Source organism: Gemmiger sp. An50 (assembly GCF_002161595.1).
Taxonomy (GTDB): Bacteria; Bacillota; Clostridia; order Oscillospirales; family Ruminococcaceae; genus Allofournierella.
In genome coordinates, this window is sequence record NZ_NFID01000002.1 from 47235 (window position 1) to 66724 (window position 19490).

21 protein-coding genes, 1 tRNA gene and 1 pseudogene are annotated in these 19490 nt (G+C 57.7%); 2 read left to right on the forward strand and 21 right to left on the reverse strand.

Features of this window, described 5'->3' with window-relative positions; all coding sequences use genetic code 11:
* Positions 1 to 50: 50 nt before the first annotated feature.
* The 5 genes from B5G03_RS02295 to B5G03_RS02315 all read right to left on the reverse strand — a co-directional run bounded on the left by B5G03_RS02295 (position 51) and on the right by B5G03_RS02315 (position 2711).
* On the reverse strand, positions 51 to 401 hold the full coding sequence (locus B5G03_RS02295; protein ID WP_087180189.1) for a DUF2200 domain-containing protein: 351 nt from the start codon (positions 399 to 401) through the stop codon (positions 51 to 53).
* Positions 402 to 422: 21 nt separating this feature from the next.
* Positions 423 to 1400 (reverse strand): O-acetyl-ADP-ribose deacetylase, encoded by a 978-nt coding sequence (locus B5G03_RS02300; protein WP_087180190.1) that lies wholly within the window; start codon positions 1398 to 1400, stop codon positions 423 to 425.
* A 27-nt stretch (positions 1401 to 1427) separates the two neighbouring features.
* Positions 1428 to 1937 (reverse strand): zeta toxin family protein, encoded by a 510-nt coding sequence (locus B5G03_RS02305; RefSeq protein ID WP_087180191.1) that lies wholly within the window; start codon positions 1935 to 1937, stop codon positions 1428 to 1430.
* A gap of 159 nt (positions 1938 to 2096) precedes the next feature.
* A complete protein-coding gene (locus B5G03_RS02310; protein WP_087180192.1) occupies positions 2097 to 2291 on the reverse strand; it encodes a hypothetical protein in 195 nt (64 codons plus the stop codon).
* Positions 2292 to 2417: 126 nt separating this feature from the next.
* A complete protein-coding gene (locus tag B5G03_RS02315; RefSeq protein WP_087180193.1) occupies positions 2418 to 2711 on the reverse strand; it encodes a hypothetical protein in 294 nt (97 codons plus the stop codon).
* A gap of 181 nt (positions 2712 to 2892) precedes the next feature.
* Between B5G03_RS02315 and B5G03_RS02320 the strand changes: the two genes are divergently transcribed.
* The gene (locus tag B5G03_RS02320) at positions 2893 to 4659 is read left to right on the forward strand and encodes a recombinase family protein (RefSeq protein WP_087180194.1); all 1767 of its coding nucleotides are present in this window, start codon (positions 2893 to 2895) and stop codon (positions 4657 to 4659) included.
* Between the two features lie 7 nt (positions 4660 to 4666).
* Positions 4667 to 5014, forward strand: a complete 348-nt coding sequence (locus tag B5G03_RS02325) for a sigma-70 family RNA polymerase sigma factor (RefSeq protein ID WP_242962265.1) — start codon at positions 4667 to 4669, stop codon at positions 5012 to 5014.
* 111 nt (positions 5015 to 5125) lie between these two features.
* On the opposite strand, the gene B5G03_RS02330 is transcribed toward B5G03_RS02325, so the two are convergent.
* The 16 genes and pseudogenes from B5G03_RS02330 to B5G03_RS02400 all read right to left on the reverse strand — a co-directional run bounded on the left by B5G03_RS02330 (position 5126) and on the right by B5G03_RS02400 (position 19166).
* The gene (locus B5G03_RS02330) at positions 5126 to 6769 is read right to left on the reverse strand and encodes an alpha-glucosidase (protein ID WP_087180196.1); all 1644 of its coding nucleotides are present in this window, start codon (positions 6767 to 6769) and stop codon (positions 5126 to 5128) included.
* Between the two features lie 21 nt (positions 6770 to 6790).
* Positions 6791 to 7465 carry a beta-phosphoglucomutase gene (gene pgmB / locus B5G03_RS02335; RefSeq protein ID WP_206423593.1) on the reverse strand — a complete coding sequence of 225 codons (675 nt, stop codon included), beginning with the start codon at positions 7463 to 7465 and terminating at the stop codon, positions 6791 to 6793.
* Positions 7452 to 8282: a carbohydrate ABC transporter permease gene (locus B5G03_RS02340; RefSeq protein ID WP_087180197.1), complete on the reverse strand. Its 831-nt coding sequence runs from the start codon at positions 8280 to 8282 to the stop codon at positions 7452 to 7454. Before B5G03_RS02340 ends, pgmB begins: the two co-directional genes overlap by 14 nt.
* Positions 8283 to 8296: 14 nt before the next feature.
* On the reverse strand, positions 8297 to 9226 hold the full coding sequence (locus tag B5G03_RS02345; protein WP_087180198.1) for a carbohydrate ABC transporter permease: 930 nt from the start codon (positions 9224 to 9226) through the stop codon (positions 8297 to 8299).
* A gap of 101 nt (positions 9227 to 9327) precedes the next feature.
* A complete protein-coding gene (locus B5G03_RS02350; RefSeq protein WP_140401625.1) occupies positions 9328 to 9651 on the reverse strand; it encodes a hypothetical protein in 324 nt (107 codons plus the stop codon).
* Positions 9579 to 9995 carry a type 2 periplasmic-binding domain-containing protein gene (locus B5G03_RS02355; protein ID WP_087180200.1) on the reverse strand — a complete coding sequence of 139 codons (417 nt, stop codon included), beginning with the start codon at positions 9993 to 9995 and terminating at the stop codon, positions 9579 to 9581. Before B5G03_RS02355 ends, B5G03_RS02350 begins: the two co-directional genes overlap by 73 nt.
* On the reverse strand, positions 9992 to 10582 hold the full coding sequence (locus tag B5G03_RS02360; RefSeq protein ID WP_087180201.1) for an ABC transporter substrate-binding protein: 591 nt from the start codon (positions 10580 to 10582) through the stop codon (positions 9992 to 9994). The genes B5G03_RS02355 and B5G03_RS02360 overlap by 4 nt, the downstream gene beginning before the upstream one ends.
* A gap of 204 nt (positions 10583 to 10786) precedes the next feature.
* On the reverse strand, positions 10787 to 12316 hold the full coding sequence (locus B5G03_RS02365; RefSeq protein WP_343286887.1) for a glycosyl hydrolase family 65 domain-containing protein: 1530 nt from the start codon (positions 12314 to 12316) through the stop codon (positions 10787 to 10789).
* 45 nt (positions 12317 to 12361) lie between these two features.
* Positions 12362 to 13117, reverse strand: a pseudogene (locus B5G03_RS17765) (glycoside hydrolase family 65 protein); the annotation flags it as partial.
* Between the two features lie 36 nt (positions 13118 to 13153).
* On the reverse strand, positions 13154 to 13447 hold the full coding sequence (locus B5G03_RS02370; protein ID WP_087180202.1) for a hypothetical protein: 294 nt from the start codon (positions 13445 to 13447) through the stop codon (positions 13154 to 13156).
* Complete coding sequence (locus B5G03_RS02375; protein ID WP_162613312.1) at positions 13431 to 13769, reverse strand: RDD family protein; 339 nt, start codon at positions 13767 to 13769, stop codon at positions 13431 to 13433. The genes B5G03_RS02370 and B5G03_RS02375 overlap by 17 nt, the downstream gene beginning before the upstream one ends.
* A gap of 197 nt (positions 13770 to 13966) precedes the next feature.
* Complete coding sequence (locus tag B5G03_RS02380) at positions 13967 to 14980, reverse strand: LacI family DNA-binding transcriptional regulator (RefSeq protein ID WP_087180204.1); 1014 nt, start codon at positions 14978 to 14980, stop codon at positions 13967 to 13969.
* A gap of 144 nt (positions 14981 to 15124) precedes the next feature.
* Positions 15125 to 16273, reverse strand: a complete 1149-nt coding sequence (gene fucO, locus B5G03_RS02385) for a lactaldehyde reductase (protein WP_087180205.1) — start codon at positions 16271 to 16273, stop codon at positions 15125 to 15127.
* Between the two features lie 176 nt (positions 16274 to 16449).
* Positions 16450 to 17010, reverse strand: coding sequence for a TetR/AcrR family transcriptional regulator C-terminal domain-containing protein (locus B5G03_RS02390; protein WP_087180206.1), 561 nt, complete (start codon positions 17008 to 17010; stop codon positions 16450 to 16452).
* A gap of 669 nt (positions 17011 to 17679) precedes the next feature.
* Positions 17680 to 17755: transfer RNA gene (locus tag B5G03_RS02395), tRNA-Asn, on the reverse strand.
* A 130-nt stretch (positions 17756 to 17885) separates the two neighbouring features.
* Entirely contained in the window at positions 17886 to 19166 is a 1281-nt protein-coding gene (locus B5G03_RS02400; protein ID WP_087180207.1) for a cation:proton antiporter, read from the reverse strand.
* Positions 19167 to 19490 lie beyond the last annotated feature (324 nt).

Consider the following 19490-nt stretch of genomic DNA (forward strand, 5'->3'; position numbering starts at 1 on the left):
TTTTCCGAATTTCTTTCATTGCTGCACGCTCCTGTAATCATGTGCGGCGATTATTTCCGCAAAATCTTCTCCATGGGTTTGCCTTTTGCCAGTTCGTCCACCAGCTTGTCCAGATAGCGAATCTGGCGCATCAGCGGGTCCTCGATCTCCTCCACCCGAACGCCGCAGATTTTACCGGTGATGAGTGCGCAATTGGGATTGATGGCAGGCGCGGCGCGGAAGAATTCGCCGTAGCTGATCTCGCTCTGTTCCATGGCGGCAAGCTGCTCCGGGGTATAGCCGGTGAGCCAGCCGGTCACCTGGTCCACCTCCTGGCGGGTGCGGCCCTTCTTTTCGGCCTTGGTCACCAGCAGAGGATATAGCTTTGCAAAGGACATTTCGGTCACATCCATACGGGGCATCGTAATTCTCCTTTCCCGGGCTTAGCCGCCCAGAAGGCTCTGGTCAAAGGCAAACAGAGCCTCGTTGATCTCGAAAATGTTGTAGTTTTTGTGGGCGATGAAATACTCCACAATGATATCGAACTTGCTGGCGTGGGAAAAGGCAAAGCCCGCCTTTTCCAGCAGCTGGCGCGCCTGGTCCAGCGGCAGCTCCAGCGCGATGGCAAAGGCCATGGCCGTGGGCTTGGAGGGCTTGTAATGCACATCCGAGCGAATCTTAGAAAACAGCTTGCGGTCGATGTTGGCCTTTTTGTAGCACTGGGCGTCGGTCATGCCCTTTTCGTCGATCTTGCGCAGCAGCATCTGGGAAAAGCTCTCGTCCATCCGCTCCACCGCCCGGTTCAGGCCCTCGGGCACACCCGGCGCCGCTGCCGGCGCGCAGGCGAAGACTATGGCGCGACGGTACTCCTCTTCCCGGCTTTCGGTGCGCTGCTCCACATAGCGGTCGTCAATGTATGCGGCGATGTCCGCAAAGAGCCTGCTGCCAATGGTATAGGCCGCCCGGTCGAAAATGACCAGGTAAACCGTCATGTCATGGGCCAGCAGAAAGTCACCGATGGTATCCACCGCCACCTTGAGAGCCTGGTCCTTGGGATAGCCATACACCCCGGAGGAGATCAGCGGAAAGGCCACCGTGCGGCAGTCCTGTTCCAGCGCCAGCGCCAGCGAGGAGCGGTAAGCGGAAACCAGCAGTTCCCGTTCCCCATGGCCGCCGCCCCGCCAGATGGGACCAACGGTATGGATCACGAAGCGGGCGGGCAGCCGGTAGCCCTTTGTGAACTTGGCACAGCCGGTTTTGCAGCCGCCCAAGGTGAGGCACTCCGCCAGCAGCTCCGGCCCGGCAGCCCGGTGGATGGCTCCATCCACTCCCCCGCCGCCCAGCAGGCTCTCGTTGGCAGCGTTGACGATGGCGTCCACCTTCATGGTGGTGATGTCATTTCGAACAATATGCAGGGGCATACAGCCACCTCCTTGCGGTGCATCGAATCAAATGTCTATCCGGTAATCGTTTTCAATCAGGGTATAGGGCACGCCGTATTTACGGCACATTTCCAGCGTATGGGCATTGTCTCGCAGCAGGCTTTCCAGGGTGCAGTCGGAATCATCCAGCCGCTGCTCCGCCACATTGGCATAGGCCTTGATGTCCTCATAATGGGTGCGGATGTAGCCCTCGCTCATCACAAGGCAGCGGTAACGAATTCGCGAACGGTATTCCGGTGCAAAATCCTTTACCCAGTCGAAGGGGATGTAACAGCCCTCCACGATCAGATCCTGCCCGTTTTCAATGGCAGTCTTCACCATCTCCCGCACCACCGGCCACAGATAGCCTGTCAGTTCCTCATCGCTGCTGGTGGGGGTAAGCGACGTGTAGCCGCTGCGGATCAAGCCCATTTTCAGATGATCGATGGACAGGCAGTTGGCTTTGTATTGTTCCACGAGCCGCCGGGCCAGAGCAGTCTTGCCCGTGTGCGATGCCCCCGCAATCAGAAACACCATGTGTTTTTCCTCCCCTGCACGCCGAACCTGGCGGTTTGCTTTTGCTCAATTTCCAATAGCCTTATCATAGCACGAGCGGCCCCCGCCTGACAATCAGCGGGGGCCGCTTCGGTCTGCTTTTCGTCAGTTTATCAATGATGAAAACAAGCATCACGTTCTCTATCGCTTTGAACGATACATATCCTTGATTGCCCACAACAGTTCCTGCTTTTGATTCGCCGAACAGTCCAGATTTTCGATGGCATTCATCACAAAATCCGCGTGAAGTTCTGCTGCCCGCCGGGCCAGTTCCCTTTCATCCGCTTCATTTTTGGGGCAATGCACGATCACCTCGATGGGCGCGCTGGTTCTCATTTCGTTCCCCTCCTCGCCTTTTCGTCTGATTCCATCCTATTATGCACAGCCTGTCTTTTATACCGAAAGGCCCCGGCCGCATGGAACGAACCATGTGGCCGGGGCCTTTTGTAAGTATTGAAAGTCTCAGGAATAGATAAAGTCCACCAATCCGCCGAAGATGCCATCTACCACTTCCACCAAAAGCGACGCGGCCAGGGAAGCCGCAAAGCAGATCACTTCTGCCACAAAAACCCCGCCCACCATTGGCCAGTTCCCCTGAAATGCAGCGATCACTCCACTGATAAACAGCAAAAACATGAGCAATCCAAGCGCAACATGGGAAAGGCCGGAAGTGATTTTCAATAAAACGCCAATGGTCCCAACCACCAGCATCAACACTACAGCGATCAACTTAAAGGGCAGCTTTACAAGCCACATCACAGCACCCCATTTCTGATTTGTTTTGATTCCACTATACCGCAAATCGGAAATACAGGCAAGCCATCCTGTCTGTTTCCGAATCGTCTCTTCTTTAATAACGCCGCTCCGCCTGTCTTGTCTTCAGCCTGGTCTATCCTTTTTCGTCTCCACGTTATATTTCTAAAAAGGAGGTAAGACCATGGAAAAGAACAGCGATACCATCGCCATTTATTCCCGCAAATCCCGGTTCACCGGCAAAGGAGAGAGCATCGGCAATCAGGTGGACATGTGCCGGGCATACATCCGCACCGCCTTTGGCGATGCTTATGCCGACCGGGCAATCGTTTTTGAAGACGAGGGCTTTTCCGGCGGAAATCTGAACCGGCCGGACTTCAAAAAAATGATGAACGCAGCCCGGGAGCATCGGTTCCGGACCGTGGTGGTCTACCGGCTGGACCGAATCAGCCGCAGCATCAGCGATTTCTCCGCCCTGATCGAAGAGCTGGGGCGGCTGGGAATCGACTTTGTGTCCATCCGGGAAAGCTTCGATACCTCCAGCCCCATGGGACGGGCTATGATGTACATCGCGTCGGTATTCAGTCAGCTGGAACGGGAAACCATTGCCGAGCGCATCCGTGACAATATGCACGAGCTGGCCAAAACCGGCCGCTGGCTGGGCGGCGTCACCCCCACCGGCTACACCTCAGAGGCGGTGGAGACCGTTACGGTGGACGGCAAAAGCAAACGTGCCTGCAGGTTGAAGCTTCTCCCTGAAGAGGCTGGCATCGTCCGCATCATCTATCAGCTGTACGCAGAAACCGATTCCCTCACCCGGACCGAAGCCGAACTTCTGCGCAGGCATATCAAAACCAAAACCGGCCGCGACTTCACCCGGTTCTCCATCAAGAATATCCTGCAAAACCCGGTCTATCTCATCGCCGAACAGGACGCTTACCGGTATTTCAAGGAAAAACAGGCAGAGCTTTTTTCCTCTCCGGAGGAATTCGACGGGGTACGGGGCATTCTGGCCTACAATCGCACCGACCAGGAAAAGGGCCGTGCTGCCGTCCTACTGCCGGTCAGCGAGTGGATCGTCTCGGTCGGGCAGCATCCGGGGCTGATCCCGGCCCGCGCCTGGATTCAGGTTCAGGAATCGCTGGAGCGTAACCAGTCGAAAGCCTATCGCAAACCTCGCATCAATGAGGCCCTGCTCACCGGGCTGCTCTGGTGCCGCTGCGGCAGCCGGATGTACCCAAAGCTCACCCAGCGGGCAGCAGCAGACGGCAAGCCGGTCTACCGCTATGTGTGCAAACGAAAGGAGCGCAGCAAACGCAGCCTCTGCAGCCTGAGCAATGTCAGTGGCAATCTTCTGGACGCCGCCGTTCTGGAGCAGATCAAATCCCTGCATACGGATGACACCCATTTTCTTGCCCTGCTGGAAAAAGGAAAACGCTTCCATCCCGGAAACCAGGAGGAACCGGCACAAGGTCTGGAGGAACTGCAGCGGCAGCAGGCAGAGCTAGCGCGCAAGATATCAATGTTGGTGGATTCACTGGCGGACTTTGGCGGCAGCACCGCCGCCGGTCATGTGAAGCAGCGCATTGAGGAACTGCACGTTCAAAGTGCTGAGCTGTGTTCCCGCATCCAAAAGCAGAAAACGCTGGACGCAAGCCATGCTTTGAGCGATGCGGAATTCAGCCTCGCGCGGCAGGTGCTCTCCGTATTCCGAAGCAGTCTTGACCGCATGTCCGTGGAGCAAAAGCGGGCGGCAGTCCGCATGCTGGTGCGCAAAGTGGTCTGGGATGGCCAATACGCCCATGTGGTGCTGTTCGGGGCCCCGGATGAAGAGCAGTTCAGCGTCACGGCGATCCGCCCGGAGCCGGCGTCCGATGCATCAGGCGAAGCCGTTCCGGACGGTCCTCAGAAGCCTTTTGCAAACAGTCCTTTGGGTGAGGATAGCAAATGAGATTCGAATGCACCTTCGGCGGGAACGGAAAACCCCACTCACTCTTTCCATGCAGGAGCCGATCCAGACCAGCAAGGACGGCAGCCACCTGACCGTACTGGATGTGGTACCGGATGATTTTTTGCTGGACGAGGACTGCGAGTTCCGGGAGGAATCCAGCCGTCTGCGCACGCTTGTGCAGCAGCTTACCGGCCGGGAGCGTCAGGTCATCCTGCTGCGCTATGGCCTGAGCGGCCAGCCCCCGCTGACCCAACAGCAGGTGGCCCAGCTGCTGGGAATCAGCCGGAGTTATGTCTCCCGCATCGAAAAGGCGGCGGTGCAGGAGCTGCGGGCCCAGCTGGACCCGGCCCGCTGACCTTCAAGACTCTGGCCACACAGAAAAGGCAGCGCCCCGGTGGGTTTCGTTGTTCCGAAACACCGCCGGGGCGCTGCCTTTATGCCGATTTATGATAATACTTTCCCATAATTACAGGCAGCAGATCACTGCCTCCCAGGGGCGCAGATGCAAGCTCTCGCCCTGTACGTCCGGGTCGGGGTAGTTGGCCAGCAGGACCTGATACTCCCCTTCCACCGGGCGCTTTGCCTCCACCGGCCGGCCGGTCAGGTTCAGTGCGATGAGCCAGCGCTCGCCGTCCAGGCTGCGGGTATACAGATATACATCCTCCCGCTCCGGCTCATATTCTTGGAATTCCCCGTAGACCATCACCGGATGCTCCTTGCGCAGCCGAATCAGAGCCCGGTAGTAATTCAACACGCTGTCCGGGTCGTTTTCCTGCTGCTCTGCGTTAATGGCCGGATAGTTCGGGTTCACCATCAGCCACGGCTGGCCCTCGGTGAAGCCCGCATTCGAACCATCGGTCCACTGCATGGGGGTGCGGGCATGGTCCCTGCTGTACCGGTTCAGTACCGCCAGCGCCTGCTCCGGCGTTTTGCCCTTGGCCAGCAGCTCCTGATAGTCAAACTTGGCGTTGATATCATTGTACTGGTCAATGGAGGTGAAGGCGGTGTTGGTCATGCCCAGCTCCTCGCCCTGGTACACATAGGGCGTACCGGGAAGGGTGTGGAGCAGAGTGCCCAGCATCTTGGCGGACTGGACGTGGTATTCCCCATCGTCGCCGTACACAGACACGCAACGGGGCTGATCATGGTTCTGTAGGAACTGGCTGGACCAGCCCTTGCTCCACAGCGCGTCCACCCACTTGCGCTGGATGGCCTTGAAGCCGCCCCAGGTGAAGTTGTCCCGCAGCTCCACGATCTGGAAGTGGAATACCATCGACAGAAGCCGCTCCGGCTCGCCCACATAATCCAATGCAAACTCCGGGGTGACCTTGGCGGTCTCGCCCACGGTCATCACCGGATAGTGGTCCAGCACCTCCCGCTTCATTTCCCGGTAAAAATCCGTAAGCCCCGGGTTGTTGGCGTACAGGTCACAGTCGAAGGTATAGCCCTCCGCACAGGTGGCGGGCAGCGGGGAATCCGGCAGGCCCTCCGGCTTTTTGATAAGATTGATCACATCCATGCGGAAGCCATCCACCCCTTTGTCCAGCCAGAAACGCATGATCTTCCACACCTGCTGGCGGACCTCCGGGTTTTCCCAGTTCAGGTCCGGCTGCTCCTTGGCAAACAGATGCAGATAATATTCGTCGGTGGCCGGGTCATATTCCCAGACCGAGGGGGTGAAATGGGAGCCCCAGTTGTTGGGCGGGGCCCCATTTTTGCCTTTCCTCCAGATGTAGTAATCCCGGTAGGGGTTCTCCTTGGAGCTGCGGCTCTGCTGGAACCAGGGATGCTGATCGGAGGTATGATTCACCACCAGATCCATGATCAGCTTCATGCCTCGGGCATGCACCTGGCGCAGCAGCTCGTCGAACTGGTCCAGGGTGCCGAACTTGGGCGAGATACCGCAGTAATCCGAGATATCATAACCGTTGTCCACATCTGGCGAGGGGTAGCAGGGGTTCAGCCAAAGCACCGTTACCCCCAGCTTCTGGAGATAATCCAGTCGCTGGATGATGCCGCCGATGTCGCCCACGCCGTCGCCGTTTGAATCCTGAAAGCTGCGCAGGTACACCTGATAGATGACCGCTTCCTTCCACCAGCTTCGTTCCATGGCTTCATTCCCCTTTATGGTTTAGGCCAGCTGAAAATATTCCTTCAGCATACCCAACTCCAGCTTGGCAGTGCTGGGCAGGATCAGCTTGGCCTCCTGCATCTGGCTCTTGATGCCCACACCCACCGACATCATGCCAGCGGCGTTGATGGCCTGGATGCCCGCCTGGGCATCCTCCACGCCGATGCAGTTTGCAGGCTCCACGCCCAGGTTCTGGGCGGCGGACAGGAAGATGTCCGGGAAGGGCTTGGCGCGGGGCACCTGAGCCGCATCACAGATGTAGTCAAAGTACTTGTCCAGCTCCAGGCGCTCCAGAATGAAGGGCGCGTTATGGCTCACGGAGGCCACGGCGGTCTTGATGCCGGCGGCCTTCAGCTGTTCCAGGAAATCGTGGATACCGGGCAGCACGTCCTCCGGGGTGATCTGGTGGAGCAGCTGTTTGTAGAACTCGTTCTTTTCGGTGGCCATGGCCACCTTCTCCTCCTGGGTGTACTTATCCTGAGCATTGCCGTTCTGCAGGATCAGCTCCAGGCTTTCCATACGGGAAACGCCCTTGAGCTTCTCGTTGTATTCCTCATCGAAGGGAATGCCCAGCTTGTCGGCCAGCATCTTCCAGGCCTGATAGTGATATTTTGCGGAATCGGTGAGCACGCCGTCCAGATCAAAGACAACGGCTTTCAGATTATTTTTCTCCATCCATTCGTACTCCTACTAAAAAGAATCGGTTGAAAATCAGGTAGATGACGATGATGGGCAGCACCGAGATGCAGGCCGCCGCCATCACCTGGTTCCACATGGTGCCTGCGTTCTGGCTCTGGAAGCTCTGCAGGCCCAGGGTAAGGGTGTATTTGGTTTCGCTCTTGATGTAGAGCATGGGTGCGGTAAAGTTGTTCCAGAAACCCATGAACACAAAGATGGCCTGGGTTGCAATGGTGGGCCGTGCCAGGGGCATGCTGATGCGGAAGAAACGGGCATAGCGGCCCAGACCGTCGATGCTGGCGGCCTCTTCCACATCCTTGGGGAAGTTCATGAAGAACTGACGCATCAAAAAGATGTTTGCAATGTTGGCCGCCGAGGGGAAAATCAGGGCGGTGAAGCTGTCCAGCATGCCCAGATTCTGCAGGATCAGGTAGTTGGGGATCAGCAGCACCTGACCGGGAACCATCATCAGCATCAGCAGCAGGTGATGGATCTTATCCCGCCCGGGGAAGCTGAGCCGGCTGAGAGAGTAGCCCGCCATGGTGTTGATGAACACGTTCAGAATGGTACCGATCACACTGACAAACAGCGAGTTGAAGAACCAGCGGGTGAACAGCGAGGAGCGGCCGAAGATGTACTGGTAATTTTCCAGCGACATGTTGGGCGAGATCAGCGACATATTGCCGCCCACGATCTCCTTCAGGGGCTTAAAGGACGCGGACACCATCCACAAAAACGGGTAGAGGGTAAAGAATGCCGCGCCGACGAGGATCACATACAGGGCAACGCGCCCGGGAGTAAGTTTCGCTTTCATTCCGGTCAGCCTCCTTAATAGTCCGAATCCGAGGCGTTAAGCTTTTCGGAGGTGAAGGACACGATCATGATGATGACAGCCAGCACGATGGCCATGGTGGCCGCGTAGCCCATGGCGTTCTGGGTACCGAAGGCATAGCGGTAGACCAGCAGAGACACCGTCAAAGTGGAGTTGGCCGGGCCGCCGGAGCCGTTGGAGAAGATGTAGGCCTGGTCGAACATCTGCAGAGTACCGATGATGCTGGTGAGCAGCACGTAGGTGGTGATGGGCTTTAAGTAAGGCACCGTGATGGCCCAGAACCGGCGGACGGGGCCCGCGCCGTCGATGGCTGCCGCCTCATACATGCCGCCGGGCAGATCCTGCAGGCTGGCCAGGTACATGGTGGTATACTGGGGAATGGTGGACCAGATGTTCATGACCATGATGACCTTCAGCGCAAAGCTGGGATCGTTCAGGAAGTTGATTCCGGTCTCCAAAAAGCCCATCTTAATGAGCAGGTTATTCACCGGGCCGGTGACGCTGAACATGAACATGAAGATGATGGTCAGCGCACTGCTGGAAGTCAGGGTGGGCAAAAAGTAGATAGTCCGGAAGGTGTAGCGGCCCTTGATGTTGCTGTCCAGCACAGCCGCGATAATCAGGGACAGAATGGTCTGAATGGGTACCACGACCACCGCAAAGGATAGCGTGTTTTTCAGCGCGGTGCGGGCCATTCCGTCGGAAAACAGGCGCATGTAGTTTTCCAGACCCACGAAGGTGTACTGGCCGGTGAACAGGTTGACCTTGTGGAAGGACAGATAGATCACGAACAGTACCGCCGCGCCGATGAAGATGCCCAGTACGATCAGGGCGGGCGTCAAGAACAGGTAGCCCTGGCGGAATTCCGCCAGCTGCGTTTTGGTGTGCTTACGGGGCTTCGCCGCTGCTTTGGTGTTGCCCGACATGGCAGTTCCTCCTTTTTGTTGGCCGGTTCACAGATAAACTCTGTTCCGTAAAAGGCCCGCCGGTTTGAACCGGCGGGCACTTGCGGGATTCAGGATTCCGATCAGTCGGCGTTTGCGATCTCGCTGTTGGCCTGCTGCATCGCTTCCTGTGCGCTCAGCTCGCCGCTCACGGCCAGGGGCAGGAAGTTCTGGCAGGCGCTGTTGATGATGGAGCAGGTGTCCTCCAGCTGCCAGGGAATGGCGATGGAAGTCATCTCCGAATGGACCTTCCAAACGGGATCGCTCTCCACATCCATGGCCTCGGCCACGTCGGGACGGCTGGGCAGGCAGCCGGCGCCGGAGCACCAGGTGGTCATGCCTTCCACACCGCAGGCATACTTGATCCACTCCTTGGCCAGCTCCTTGTTCTCGGAACCGGCGAAGATGCATAGCCAACGGTGAAGCTCATGGAAGCCTCCACGCCCTTATAGCTGGGCATGGCCTTTACGCCGAAGTTGATGTCGCTGTAGTCCTTCTGCAGGGTACCGTAAACCCAGTTGCCTTCCTTCATGATCACAGCCTTGCCGGTACCAAAGGCCTCGCCGTTCCAGCCCAGGCCCAGGTCAGCGGGAGTAGTCCACAGACCGTTGTTCACAAAGTTCAGCATGAACTCCAGGTTCTCCACCACGCCAGCGCTGGCCAGAGTGGAGTTGCCCTCAGCGTCACACACAGCGGCGCCGCCGTTCTGCAGGATGGGCAGGTTGCGGGACAGGTCCTGGTTGTAGGTCATGCCGCGATCTGGTTCTTGCCGTATTTCTCATCCAGCTTGGCCTGCAGCTCGGTGAGGAAGTCGAAGTAATCTTCGTAAGTATCGGGGATATCCTCGGGAGTGTAGCCCACACTCTCCAGCAGGTCGATGTTGTAGTAAACCGCCAGGGTGGATACATCCTTGGGGATGCAGTAGATGGTGCCATCCTCAGCGGTGAAAGCACCGATCAGGTTCTCATAGTAGGCATCCACACCCATCTCCTCCGGGTCCAGGGGCTCCATCACGCCCAGCTGGCTGTAGAAGGGGAACATGTTGCCGTCCACATAGAACACATCGGGAGCGGTCTTGCCGATGAAGTCCGCCTGGATCTGGGTGTTGTAGTCGGTGTAGGTCTTCAGCTCCACAGTGCAGTTGTTGGCTGCCTCGAAGTCTGCCTTTACCTGATTGATGGCGGCGGCCTCCTGGTCGTTGCCGCCCCAGATGCCCACGGTCAGGGTCTTCTTTTCACCGGTGGCCTGGCCGTCACCGCTGGCCGACTGGCCGCCGCAGGCTGCGAAGGACAATACCATAATGCCTGCCATTGCCAGAGCAAGTGCTTTCTTTAACATACGATATCTCCTCCTGTTGCTTGTATCCCGCCGGGGACGCCGCCCCGGCGGAAGGGATCTCAGTGAATTTCGAAAACGTTTTTGTTGACAGTTTCAGTATAAACCTAAAACGTTTTTGATTCAATGGAACGGTTATCCAAACTTCGCAGGCCTTTTTCGGCAATATCCACGATTTTCAAAACCGTTTTCGTTAACAGAATCCACTTACAGGCTGCGGGTCACAGAATCGGTCAGGCTGATCTGCTCGCCGACCAGCTCCATCTCCACGGGAGCGGTGCCGGTCAGGTTCTCCACGGTCACGCTGCCGGGGGTCTGCACCACGTGCAGCTTCTGACCGTGCCAGTACAGGCTGAAATCCAGACGGCTCCAGGCCTTGGGCAGAGCGGGACGGATGCGCAGCTTGCCGCCCAGCATACGAACACCGCCGAAGCCGAACACGGCACACTGCCAGATGCCGGCCACGCTGCCCGCATGGATACCGGCGCTGCTGGACTTCATATCCGGGCCTGCGTCGATGGCAGCAGCACGGCGGAACAGCTGGTAAGCCAGCTCGGTGTCGTGCAGGTCGTTGGCCAGGATGCAGTGGGTGGACAGAGACAGGCTGGAATCGTGCAGGGTGCGGGGCTCGTAGTAGTCCCAGTTGGCCTGCTTGGTCTTGTGATCGAACAGGTCCTCCATCAGCAGGAACAGCAGCAGGATATCCGCCTGCTTGCTCACCTGGATCTGGTTCACCTGCTCCAGGTTGTAGTCATCAAACAGGCTGCCCACGTGGTCCTGATTCTTGTACTTGGTCAGGTCGATGTCCTTCAGCTGCAGGTAGGTGGCGTTCTGCGGGATCACGCCGTCCTCATGGGGCTGGGGCAGGAAGATACGGTCCAGCGCGCCGGTCCACTGAGCATAGGCCTCGGCCAGGCCCAGCTTGGCGTCCAGCTTGGCAAACAGCTCGGGCTTTTCGACCTTCAGCAGATCGTGGTACTCGATGGCCTTCTTGATGTTCCAGTGCGCCATGTAGTTGGTGAAGGCGTTGTCGTCCACATGCTCCTTGTATTCGTCGGGGCCCACCACGTCCAGAATGTGCAGCTTGCCGTCTTCCTTCTCGGTCATGCGGCTCACCCAGTAGATAGCAGTGTCCATCATCAGCTCATAGCCGGACTTGTCCATGAATTCCTGGTCACCAGCCACGGTGCAGTACTGCCACAGGCCGTAGACCACGTCGGCGGTGATGTGCTCTTCGATGAAGCCGGACCAGATCTTGGTGGGCAGGCCGGTCACGATGTCCGCCGCGCCCCATACCGGAGTCACCTCGCCGTCGTCCAGCCAGGCAGCCTCCCAGGGAAACTGAGCGCCCTTGTAGTTGTTGGAAGCAGCCTTCTTGTGGGCGCCGGGCAGGGACAGATAGCGGTACTCCTCCAGGCTCTTGGCGATGGCGGGATCGGTGAAGTTGAAGTAGGGCAGGATGAACATTTCAGTATCCCAGAAGGTGTGGCCCTTGTAGGCCTCACCGGACAGGCCCTTCGCACCCACATTCATCCGGTTGTCATGGGCGGGGGTCATCACATACAGATGATACTGGGCGAAATGCAGAGCCAGAGCGTCGAACTCGTCCTCGGACTCCACAGTCACGGCCACACGGTCCCAAACGCGCTCGTTCCAGGCAGCGGCGCTCTCGTCGGCCAGGGCCTGGTAGCCCATGGCCTGAGCCTCCTCGGCCTGGGCCAGGGTGCGGGTCTGCATCTCCTTGAAGTCCACGCCCTCGGCGTCCTTGTCGCGGCTGGTGTGCACGGTGCTGATCTTCTCGATGGTCAGCGCCTCACCGGCGGCCAGCTCCAGGGTGTAGCGCATGTCGATGCGGCGGCGGTCCATGGTGATAAAGCCCTTCTCCTGCTGCTCGGTGCCGTTCTTGAAGAAACGCAGACGGGTGTTGAAAAAGAAGTCGATCTTGCTCTGGATGGTGGTCTGGGTGTACTGCATCACCGCACCGTCATACAGGCGCTTCTCGCCCTCGCTGAAGTGCTGGCTGCCAGTGTTGGTCATCTGGCCGTTGATGCCGCTCTCCACCACCAGCTTCACATCCCGGTCGGCCCGGATGGTGACGCTCTGGGCGATCACATGCAGACGGGCAAAGCTTACGATGCGCTTGAACTCCAGGTCCAGCACCTCGCCCGCCGGGGCCTGCCAGCGAACGGAACGGACCATCTCGCCGGTGCGCAGGTTCAGCTAGCGATGGTAAGTCAGGATCTTGCCCTGGGTCAGATCGAACCGCTGGCCGTTGATGCGCAGAGTCAGGTTCAGCACATCGGCGGCGTTGGGCAGCTCGGTTACTTCATTCTCGTCAAACTTATTGAAGGTGCCGGCCACGAACAGGTTGCGCTGCTCGCCCAGATACTGCTCCTCGGTGGCGCAGCGCAGACCCATGTAGCCGTTGCCCTGGCACATGACCGCTTCGCACTTGCCCAGCAGCTCGGTGCTGAAGTCCTTCTCGGCCAGAATCCAGTCCTTTGCCGCAGAATAATCCATAAAGGTATTTTTGCTCATACTTTTTCCCCCTTGGCTGCCCTGGCAGCCTGTTTGCTAGTGATAAAAATAGTAATTGGAAAACCACATCATGGTCACAAAACCGCACAGCACACATCCCGCACTGAACAGCAGCGGAAGCCCCAGCAGACAGAAGCCCACCAGCGCCGCCGCGCCCAGCGGCAGATACAGCCGCACGCTTTTTGCAAAATCATTGGTGCGCCGGAAGGCCCTGGCGCAGAGCCAGGCCAGCAGGATCGCCGCCCCCAGGCAGAGGGCCACCAGCAGCGGATCGGTGGTGGCCAGCGGCGACGTGGGATCGATGCGGTACTCTTCACCGTTCACGTTCATACTGTGCCTCCTGCTCTGCGCGGATGCGCTTTGCCTGCCCCAGGTACACCACCCGGGTGCGGCCGATCAGATCGTGCAGGGTCACGCCCCGCACCAGATACATGCCCAGCGAGACGATCATCAGCACCGGGCCCGCCAGCGGCTGCAGATACATGGCCTTTGTGAGCTCCCGCAGGCCAAGATACATTATAGAAGGCTTGGTGCCGTCCCGGTCCAGCACACACATCTTGCCGCAGTATTTGCCCAGGGTCATTCCCCCGGTGATCTCGCAGCACAGCGTGCCATACACCGCCCACAGCAGCAGGATGCTTGTCTTTCGCACGAACGGCACCTCCCCCGCTCCGCCCTTGCGCCGGACGGAACGCTTGTTTGCAAAAACGTTTTCGTTGAGAACAGAATATCATACTTGCTCCCTGATTTCCAGATAATAAAAGCGCCAAACTTCCCAATGGACGTTTGGCGCTTTTGCACAATTTTCGATTTTGTTTTGTTTCGAAATGACCAAATTTTCGTCAGCGATCAGGGCATCGCCGTTTTCCGGATCACCAGGTCGAAATCCACGCTGGGCAGCTCGCCGGTGGACTTGCCCTGCAGCATACGGCAGACTGCCTCTCCCGCCATGCAGCCCAGCTGATAGGGGTCCTGCTGAACGGTGGTAATCCCGCCGAACAGATATTTGGCAATGGGGATGTCGTCGAAGCCGATCACATCCACATCCCGGCCGGGAATCAGGCCCAGCTGGCTGATGGCCCGGCAGGCCCCGATGGCCATCAGGTCGCTGGCGGCAAAGATAGCGGTGATCTTCGGGTGACGGCCCAGCAGCTCCAGTGTGGCCTGCAGCGCCTTGCCCTCGTCGAAATCGCAGCTGCGCAGATAATCCGGGTTCGGCGCCAGGCCCTGTTTCTGAAAAGCCAGCCGGTAGCCCTCGTACCGTTTGCGGGAAACCACCGCCTCCGGCTGGCCGTTCAGCATGGCAATATTCTTATGGCCCTTTTTGAGCAGGAACTCGGTGGCCCGGCAGGCCGCCTCCACGTTGTCCACCGAAACATTATAGAGGTTGTTCCCCTTCTCGTCCATATCCACCAGGGCGATGGGCAGATCCATCTGGCGCATCTGAACCATATAGGGGGAATCCAGCCGGAAGCCGGTGACCACCAAACCGTTCACGCCTTTTTTCCGGCACAGCTGCAAAAGCGGCGTCTCCTGCTGCTCCTGCGGGCTGGTGACCAGCAGCATAAAGTCGCAGCCCCGCCGTTTGCAGATGTAATGAACGCCGCTCAGAATGCCAAACACAAAACCGCTGGGGTCCTCGGGGCGCAAATCGCTCACCAGCAGGGCGATGGTGGTGGTCTCCACCTTGCCGCCCATGTTGCGGGCGTTGGTATCCGCAACATAGTTCAGCTGGTTGGCAACCTCCTGAATCCGTGTGCGGGTCTCGGGGTTCACGTCCGGATAGCCGTTCAGCGCCTTGGACACCGTTGCCACCGATACCCCCGCCGCTTTTGCCACATCCCGAATGTTCACCCGCCGCATTACTCAACACACCTTTCCCCTTTTGTCTGATTTCGTTACCATTTTATACAATCTTCCGCAAAACGTCAATTGTTTTGCACACATGCAAAAAAGTGCGCCCCAAGCTTGGCTCGGGGCGCACAAAAATTCGATTCAGTTGGCTGCTTACAGCAGGCTGCGGTACAGAGCAGCGATCTCCTCCACGCTGGTGTCGCGGGGGTTGCCGGGGCGGCAGGCATCGGCGAAAGCGGACTCAGACAGGAACTGTACGTCCTCTTCCTTCACGATCTCCTTCAGGTCAGCGGGGATGCCCACGTCGGCGGAGAGCTTCTTCACAGCGTCCACAGCGGCCTTGATGTACTCTTTCTTGGTCATGGTCTCGGTGCCTTCCACGCCCATGGCCTTGGCAATGTCGCGGTACTTCTCACCGGTAGCGGGAGCGTTGTACTCCATCACGGTGGGCAGCAGGATGGCGTTGGCAACACCGTGGGGGGTGTCGTAAACAGCGCCCAAGCTGTGAGCCATGCTGTGAACGATGCCCAGGCCCACGTTGGAGAAGCCCTGACCGGCGATGTACTGCGCCAGAGCCATGCCCTCACGGCCCTCGGGAGTGTTCTCAACAGCGCCGCGCAGGTGCTTGGAGATCAGCTCGATGGCCTTCAGGTGGAACATATCGGTCATCTCCCAAGCGCCCTTGGTGATGTAGCCCTCGATAGCGTGGGTCAGGGCGTCCATACCGGTGGCAGCGGTCAGGCCCTTGGGCATGCTGCTCATCATGTCGGGATCAACCACGGCAATCTCGGGGATGTCGTTGGTGTCCACGCAGACGAACTTGCGCTTCTTCTCCACGTCGGTGATGACGTAGTTGATGGTAACCTCGGCAGCGGTACCGGCAGTGGTGGGAACAGCGATGGTGAACACGGCATGCTTCTTGGTGGGAGCAACGCCCTCCAGGCTGCGCACGTCGGCAAATTCGGGGTTGTTGATGATGATGCCAACAGCCTTGGCGGTATCCATGGAAGAACCGCCGCCGATGGTCACGATGCAGTCCGCGCCGGAAGCCTTGAAGGCCTCAACGCCGTGCTGTACGTTCTCAATGGTGGGGTTGGGCTTGATCTCGCTGTAAACTTCGTAAGCGAAGCCGGCAGCGTCCAGCAGGTCGGTGACCTTCTTGGTCACGCCGAACTTGACCAGATCGGGGTCAGAGCAAACAAAAGCCTTCTTGTAGCCGCGGGCGGTCAGCTCGGGAACGATGTTCTCGATGGCGCCCTTGCCATGATAGGAAATGGTGTTCAGAACAATGCGGTTAGCCATGGGTAAACCTCTCCTTTTTGTTATGAAAGTAAAACCGGGACGCTTCTCTCGCTGCAATCCGGCGGGAAGCGTTTCACTGTTATTATTATAACAACGTGATTTTCCTGTTTACAAGTTACACATGAATCCCAGTGTCACATTTCATAATTTTATCAAAAAGGCCAGAAAGGCGCAGTTCAGGCTTCCGGATGCAGATCCCGCAAAAGCAGCTCCAGCCGCTGGGGCATCGCCTCGATCAGCAGTTCCACCATCTGCTCCGGGCTGCGCTTCATGCCGCTCACCGCCCAGCTGGCGGTCATCTGAATGGAGGCGCGGCAATACATCTCCAGCAGGAAGGCCACATCCTCGGTCAGGGGCGCGCCGGTCTTGCGGGTGATGATCTCGCTGTAAAAGCGATGGATGTATTCGTAGTCATAGGCCATCAGCGAGTTGGCATCATGGCTGCCGAAGGCACAGGCGAAAAAGCTCTGCTCCGCCTTGATGAAGCGGAACTTGTTGAGCAGCCCTTCCCGCAGGGTAAGGCTTACGCCCATTTCTTTAAAGGACTGCTCCACCAGCCGCTCAAAATACCAGTTTACCAAATCGTATTTATCCAGAAAGCAGCGGTAGAAGGTCTGACGGCTCACGCCGCAGCCCTCCACGATCTGCTTGACAGTGATCTTATCCAGAGGTTCGCGGTCCACCAGCTCCTTCAGGGCATTGGCCAGTTTGTATTTGGTTTTCAGCGCGGATTCCATGGCGGGCGCCTCCTTTTGACAAATCGTTCTACCCTTCTACTTTATCACAAACCCGGTGTAAAGTCACGATATTTGCCGCTTGTACAGCTTTTGCAGCTGTTATCGTTTATAAAAGAAAAAACGCACCGGTCACCCGATACGCATGAATGTGAGTATGTACAGACCGAACCAACGACCATTCCGAGCCCGGAAATTGTCGCGCTGCATCGCCCACTGGGCGCGCTCGGCTCCGGCGCAGTTAACAGCCGCCCCGCGCCGTTTTGTTTGTGCGTTCGGTTTTGCTTTGCTGCACCCCGCCAGCTCTTGCGGCTGTGAACGCACAGGGTCGTTGGCGCTTTGCAAAAGAAAAAGCGCACCGGTTGCTCGATACGCATGAATGCAAGCAGCTACAGACCGAACCAACGACCATTCCGAGCCCGGAAATTGTCGCGCTACACCACGGGCCTTTGCCCGCGGCACATCCCTCTGTTTCCGGGCCCGCCTCCGCCTCGCTGCATCGCCCACTGGGCGCGCTCGGCTCCGGCGCAGTTAACAGCCGCCCCGCGCCGTTTTGTTTGTGCGTTCAGTTTTGCTTTGCTGCACCCCGCCAGCTCTTGCGGCTGTGAACGCACAGGGTCGTTGGCGCTTTGCAAAAGAAAAAGCGCACCGGTTATCCGATGCGCTTTTTTCTGGCTCCCCCTGTTGGGCTCGAACCAACGACCCTGCGGTTAACAGCCGCATGCTCTACCGACTGAGCTAAGGAGGATTATCTTGCCGCCCTTTCGTTCGGCGACTTTAATAATATAACACAACTCAAAAAAGAATGCAAGCCTTTTTTCTATTTTTTTCAAAAAATATGTGCGGGCCCTTTTGCAGGGCCCGCACATGCAAGCACATCAATGCTTCTGGTTCTTTTCCTTGATCTCCTGTTCGCGGGTGAGCAGCTGATCGGTAACGATATCCAGCTGTTCCAGCGCCTCGCTGCGGTTCTCCAGCGGGCTCTCCTCCAGCTGCAGATCGTCCTCGCCGCGGTAGGCCAGCTTCAGCAGGATCGGGGTCAGAATGGTGCTGATGATAACCATGATGATCACGGGTCCGAACAGAGCGTCCGGCATCAGGCCCACTTCCGCGCCCTTGTTGGCAACGATCAGCGCAACCTCGCCACGGCATACCATGCCCAGACCGATCTGGTTGCACTCACGGGTGGTAAAGCCGCACATCTTGGCGCCCGCGCCACAGCCCAGCCACTTGGACAGAACCGCAACCACCACCAGCAGAACACTGAAGATCACGATCTGAGTGTTCATGGCGGGCAGCACTACGGTCATACCGATGCTGGCGAAGAACACGGGGGCCAGGAACAGGTACTGCACCGGCTCAAACTTGGAGGCGATGTAGCCCGCCTTCTTGGTGGCGCCGATCATCAGGCCAGCCGCAAAGGCGCCGGTGATATCGGCCACGCCGAAGAAGTGCTCGGCAATCCAGGCCATCATCAGGCAGACCACGAAGGCCGCAATGGGGAAGCGCCGCAGATCGCGACGGCCGGCACGCTCGATGTACCAGTCCAGAGCCTTCAGGCCGACCACATACACGAAGCAGCAGACCACCAGGAACAGAACGATCTTCAGCAGCACTACGGCAATGCTCTCGCCGCCGCCGCCCAGGCTGGTCATGATGGTCAGGGCGATGATGCCCAGGATATCGTCAATGATGGCAGCGGCCAGGATGGTGTTGCCCACCCGGCTCTGCAGGCGGCCCATCTCACGCAGGGCCTCCACCGTGATGCTCACGGAGGTAGCAGTCAAAACGGTACCGATAAAGAAGTTCTGCAGCATGTTCTCGGTGGGAGCCAGCCAGGCAGCCAGACCCGCACCGCCCAGCAGCGGCACCAGAACGCCCAGCATCGCCACCAGGAAGCCGGACTTACCCGCGTTTTTCAGGTCGCGGATGTCGGTCTCCATACCGGCAGAGAACATGATCACGATCACGCCCAGCTCCGCCAGCTGCTTGATCATCTCGCTGTCGCTGGGCAGCAGGCCGAACACGGCGGGACCCAGCAGCAAACCTGCAAGCAGAGCGCCTACCACCTGGGGCATCTGGAAGCGGCGGGTGATCAGGCCGCAAATCTTAGTGCTTACCAGGATCAGAGCGATCTGCCACAAAAAATCATAAGACATTTCGTTGATTCCTCCTACTTATTTAAAACTCTCTCTTTGCAATAGGGCACCAAGGCATTATACACAAATCAATCACAAAGTGCAAGCGTGGGAATTTTCACATTTTTGCTTATTCAGAGGAAAAAACTTTGTCAGTTTTTTAGCAATATTTCACAAACAAACAAGTTCGCCAGTTTCATTTCGGAATTTCTGATTATTTTATGAATTCTGTTCAGCTTGCCTTCTTTTCTTTCATAAATATTGCAGTTCTTACAAAATTGTATCAATTTTTTCGTAAGAATGCACAGTGCTGATCGTACAAAACAAAGTACAAAAAAGCCCCAT

Bases quoted from the DNA above. Each gene is read 5' to 3' on its own strand.
- B5G03_RS02310 (WP_087180192.1), bottom strand. From the start codon at position 2,291: ATGAGAACCAGCGCGCCCATCGAGGTGATCGTGCATTGCCCCAAAAAT.
- B5G03_RS02300 (WP_087180190.1), bottom strand. From the start codon at position 1,400: ATGCCCCTGCATATTGTTCGAAATGACATCACCACCATGAAGGTGGAC.
- B5G03_RS02345 (WP_087180198.1), bottom strand. From the start codon at position 9,226: ATGTCGGGCAACACCAAAGCAGCGGCGAAGCCCCGTAAGCACACCAAA.
- B5G03_RS02365 (WP_343286887.1), bottom strand. From the start codon at position 12,316: ATGCAGACCCGCACCCTGGCCCAGGCCGAGGAGGCTCAGGCCATGGGC.
- B5G03_RS02355 (WP_087180200.1), bottom strand. From the start codon at position 9,995: ATGACCTACAACCAGGACCTGTCCCGCAACCTGCCCATCCTGCAGAAC.
- B5G03_RS02305 (WP_087180191.1), bottom strand. From the start codon at position 1,937: ATGGTGTTTCTGATTGCGGGGGCATCGCACACGGGCAAGACTGCTCTG.
- B5G03_RS02370 (WP_087180202.1), bottom strand. From the start codon at position 13,447: ATGAACGTGAACGGTGAAGAGTACCGCATCGATCCCACGTCGCCGCTG.
- B5G03_RS02315 (WP_087180193.1), bottom strand. From the start codon at position 2,711: ATGTGGCTTGTAAAGCTGCCCTTTAAGTTGATCGCTGTAGTGTTGATG.
- pgmB (WP_206423593.1), bottom strand. From the start codon at position 7,465: ATGGAGAAAAATAATCTGAAAGCCGTTGTCTTTGATCTGGACGGCGTG.
- B5G03_RS02400 (WP_087180207.1), bottom strand. From the start codon at position 19,166: ATGTCTTATGATTTTTTGTGGCAGATCGCTCTGATCCTGGTAAGCACT.
- B5G03_RS02360 (WP_087180201.1), bottom strand. From the start codon at position 10,582: ATGTTAAAGAAAGCACTTGCTCTGGCAATGGCAGGCATTATGGTATTG.
- B5G03_RS02325 (WP_242962265.1), top strand. From the start codon at position 4,667: ATGCACCTTCGGCGGGAACGGAAAACCCCACTCACTCTTTCCATGCAG.
- B5G03_RS02380 (WP_087180204.1), bottom strand. From the start codon at position 14,980: ATGCGGCGGGTGAACATTCGGGATGTGGCAAAAGCGGCGGGGGTATCG.
- B5G03_RS02320 (WP_087180194.1), top strand. From the start codon at position 2,893: ATGGAAAAGAACAGCGATACCATCGCCATTTATTCCCGCAAATCCCGG.
- B5G03_RS02340 (WP_087180197.1), bottom strand. From the start codon at position 8,282: ATGAAAGCGAAACTTACTCCCGGGCGCGTTGCCCTGTATGTGATCCTC.
- fucO (WP_087180205.1), bottom strand. From the start codon at position 16,273: ATGGCTAACCGCATTGTTCTGAACACCATTTCCTATCATGGCAAGGGC.
- B5G03_RS02330 (WP_087180196.1), bottom strand. From the start codon at position 6,769: ATGGAACGAAGCTGGTGGAAGGAAGCGGTCATCTATCAGGTGTACCTG.
- B5G03_RS02390 (WP_087180206.1), bottom strand. From the start codon at position 17,010: ATGGAATCCGCGCTGAAAACCAAATACAAACTGGCCAATGCCCTGAAG.
- B5G03_RS02295 (WP_087180189.1), bottom strand. From the start codon at position 401: ATGCCCCGTATGGATGTGACCGAAATGTCCTTTGCAAAGCTATATCCT.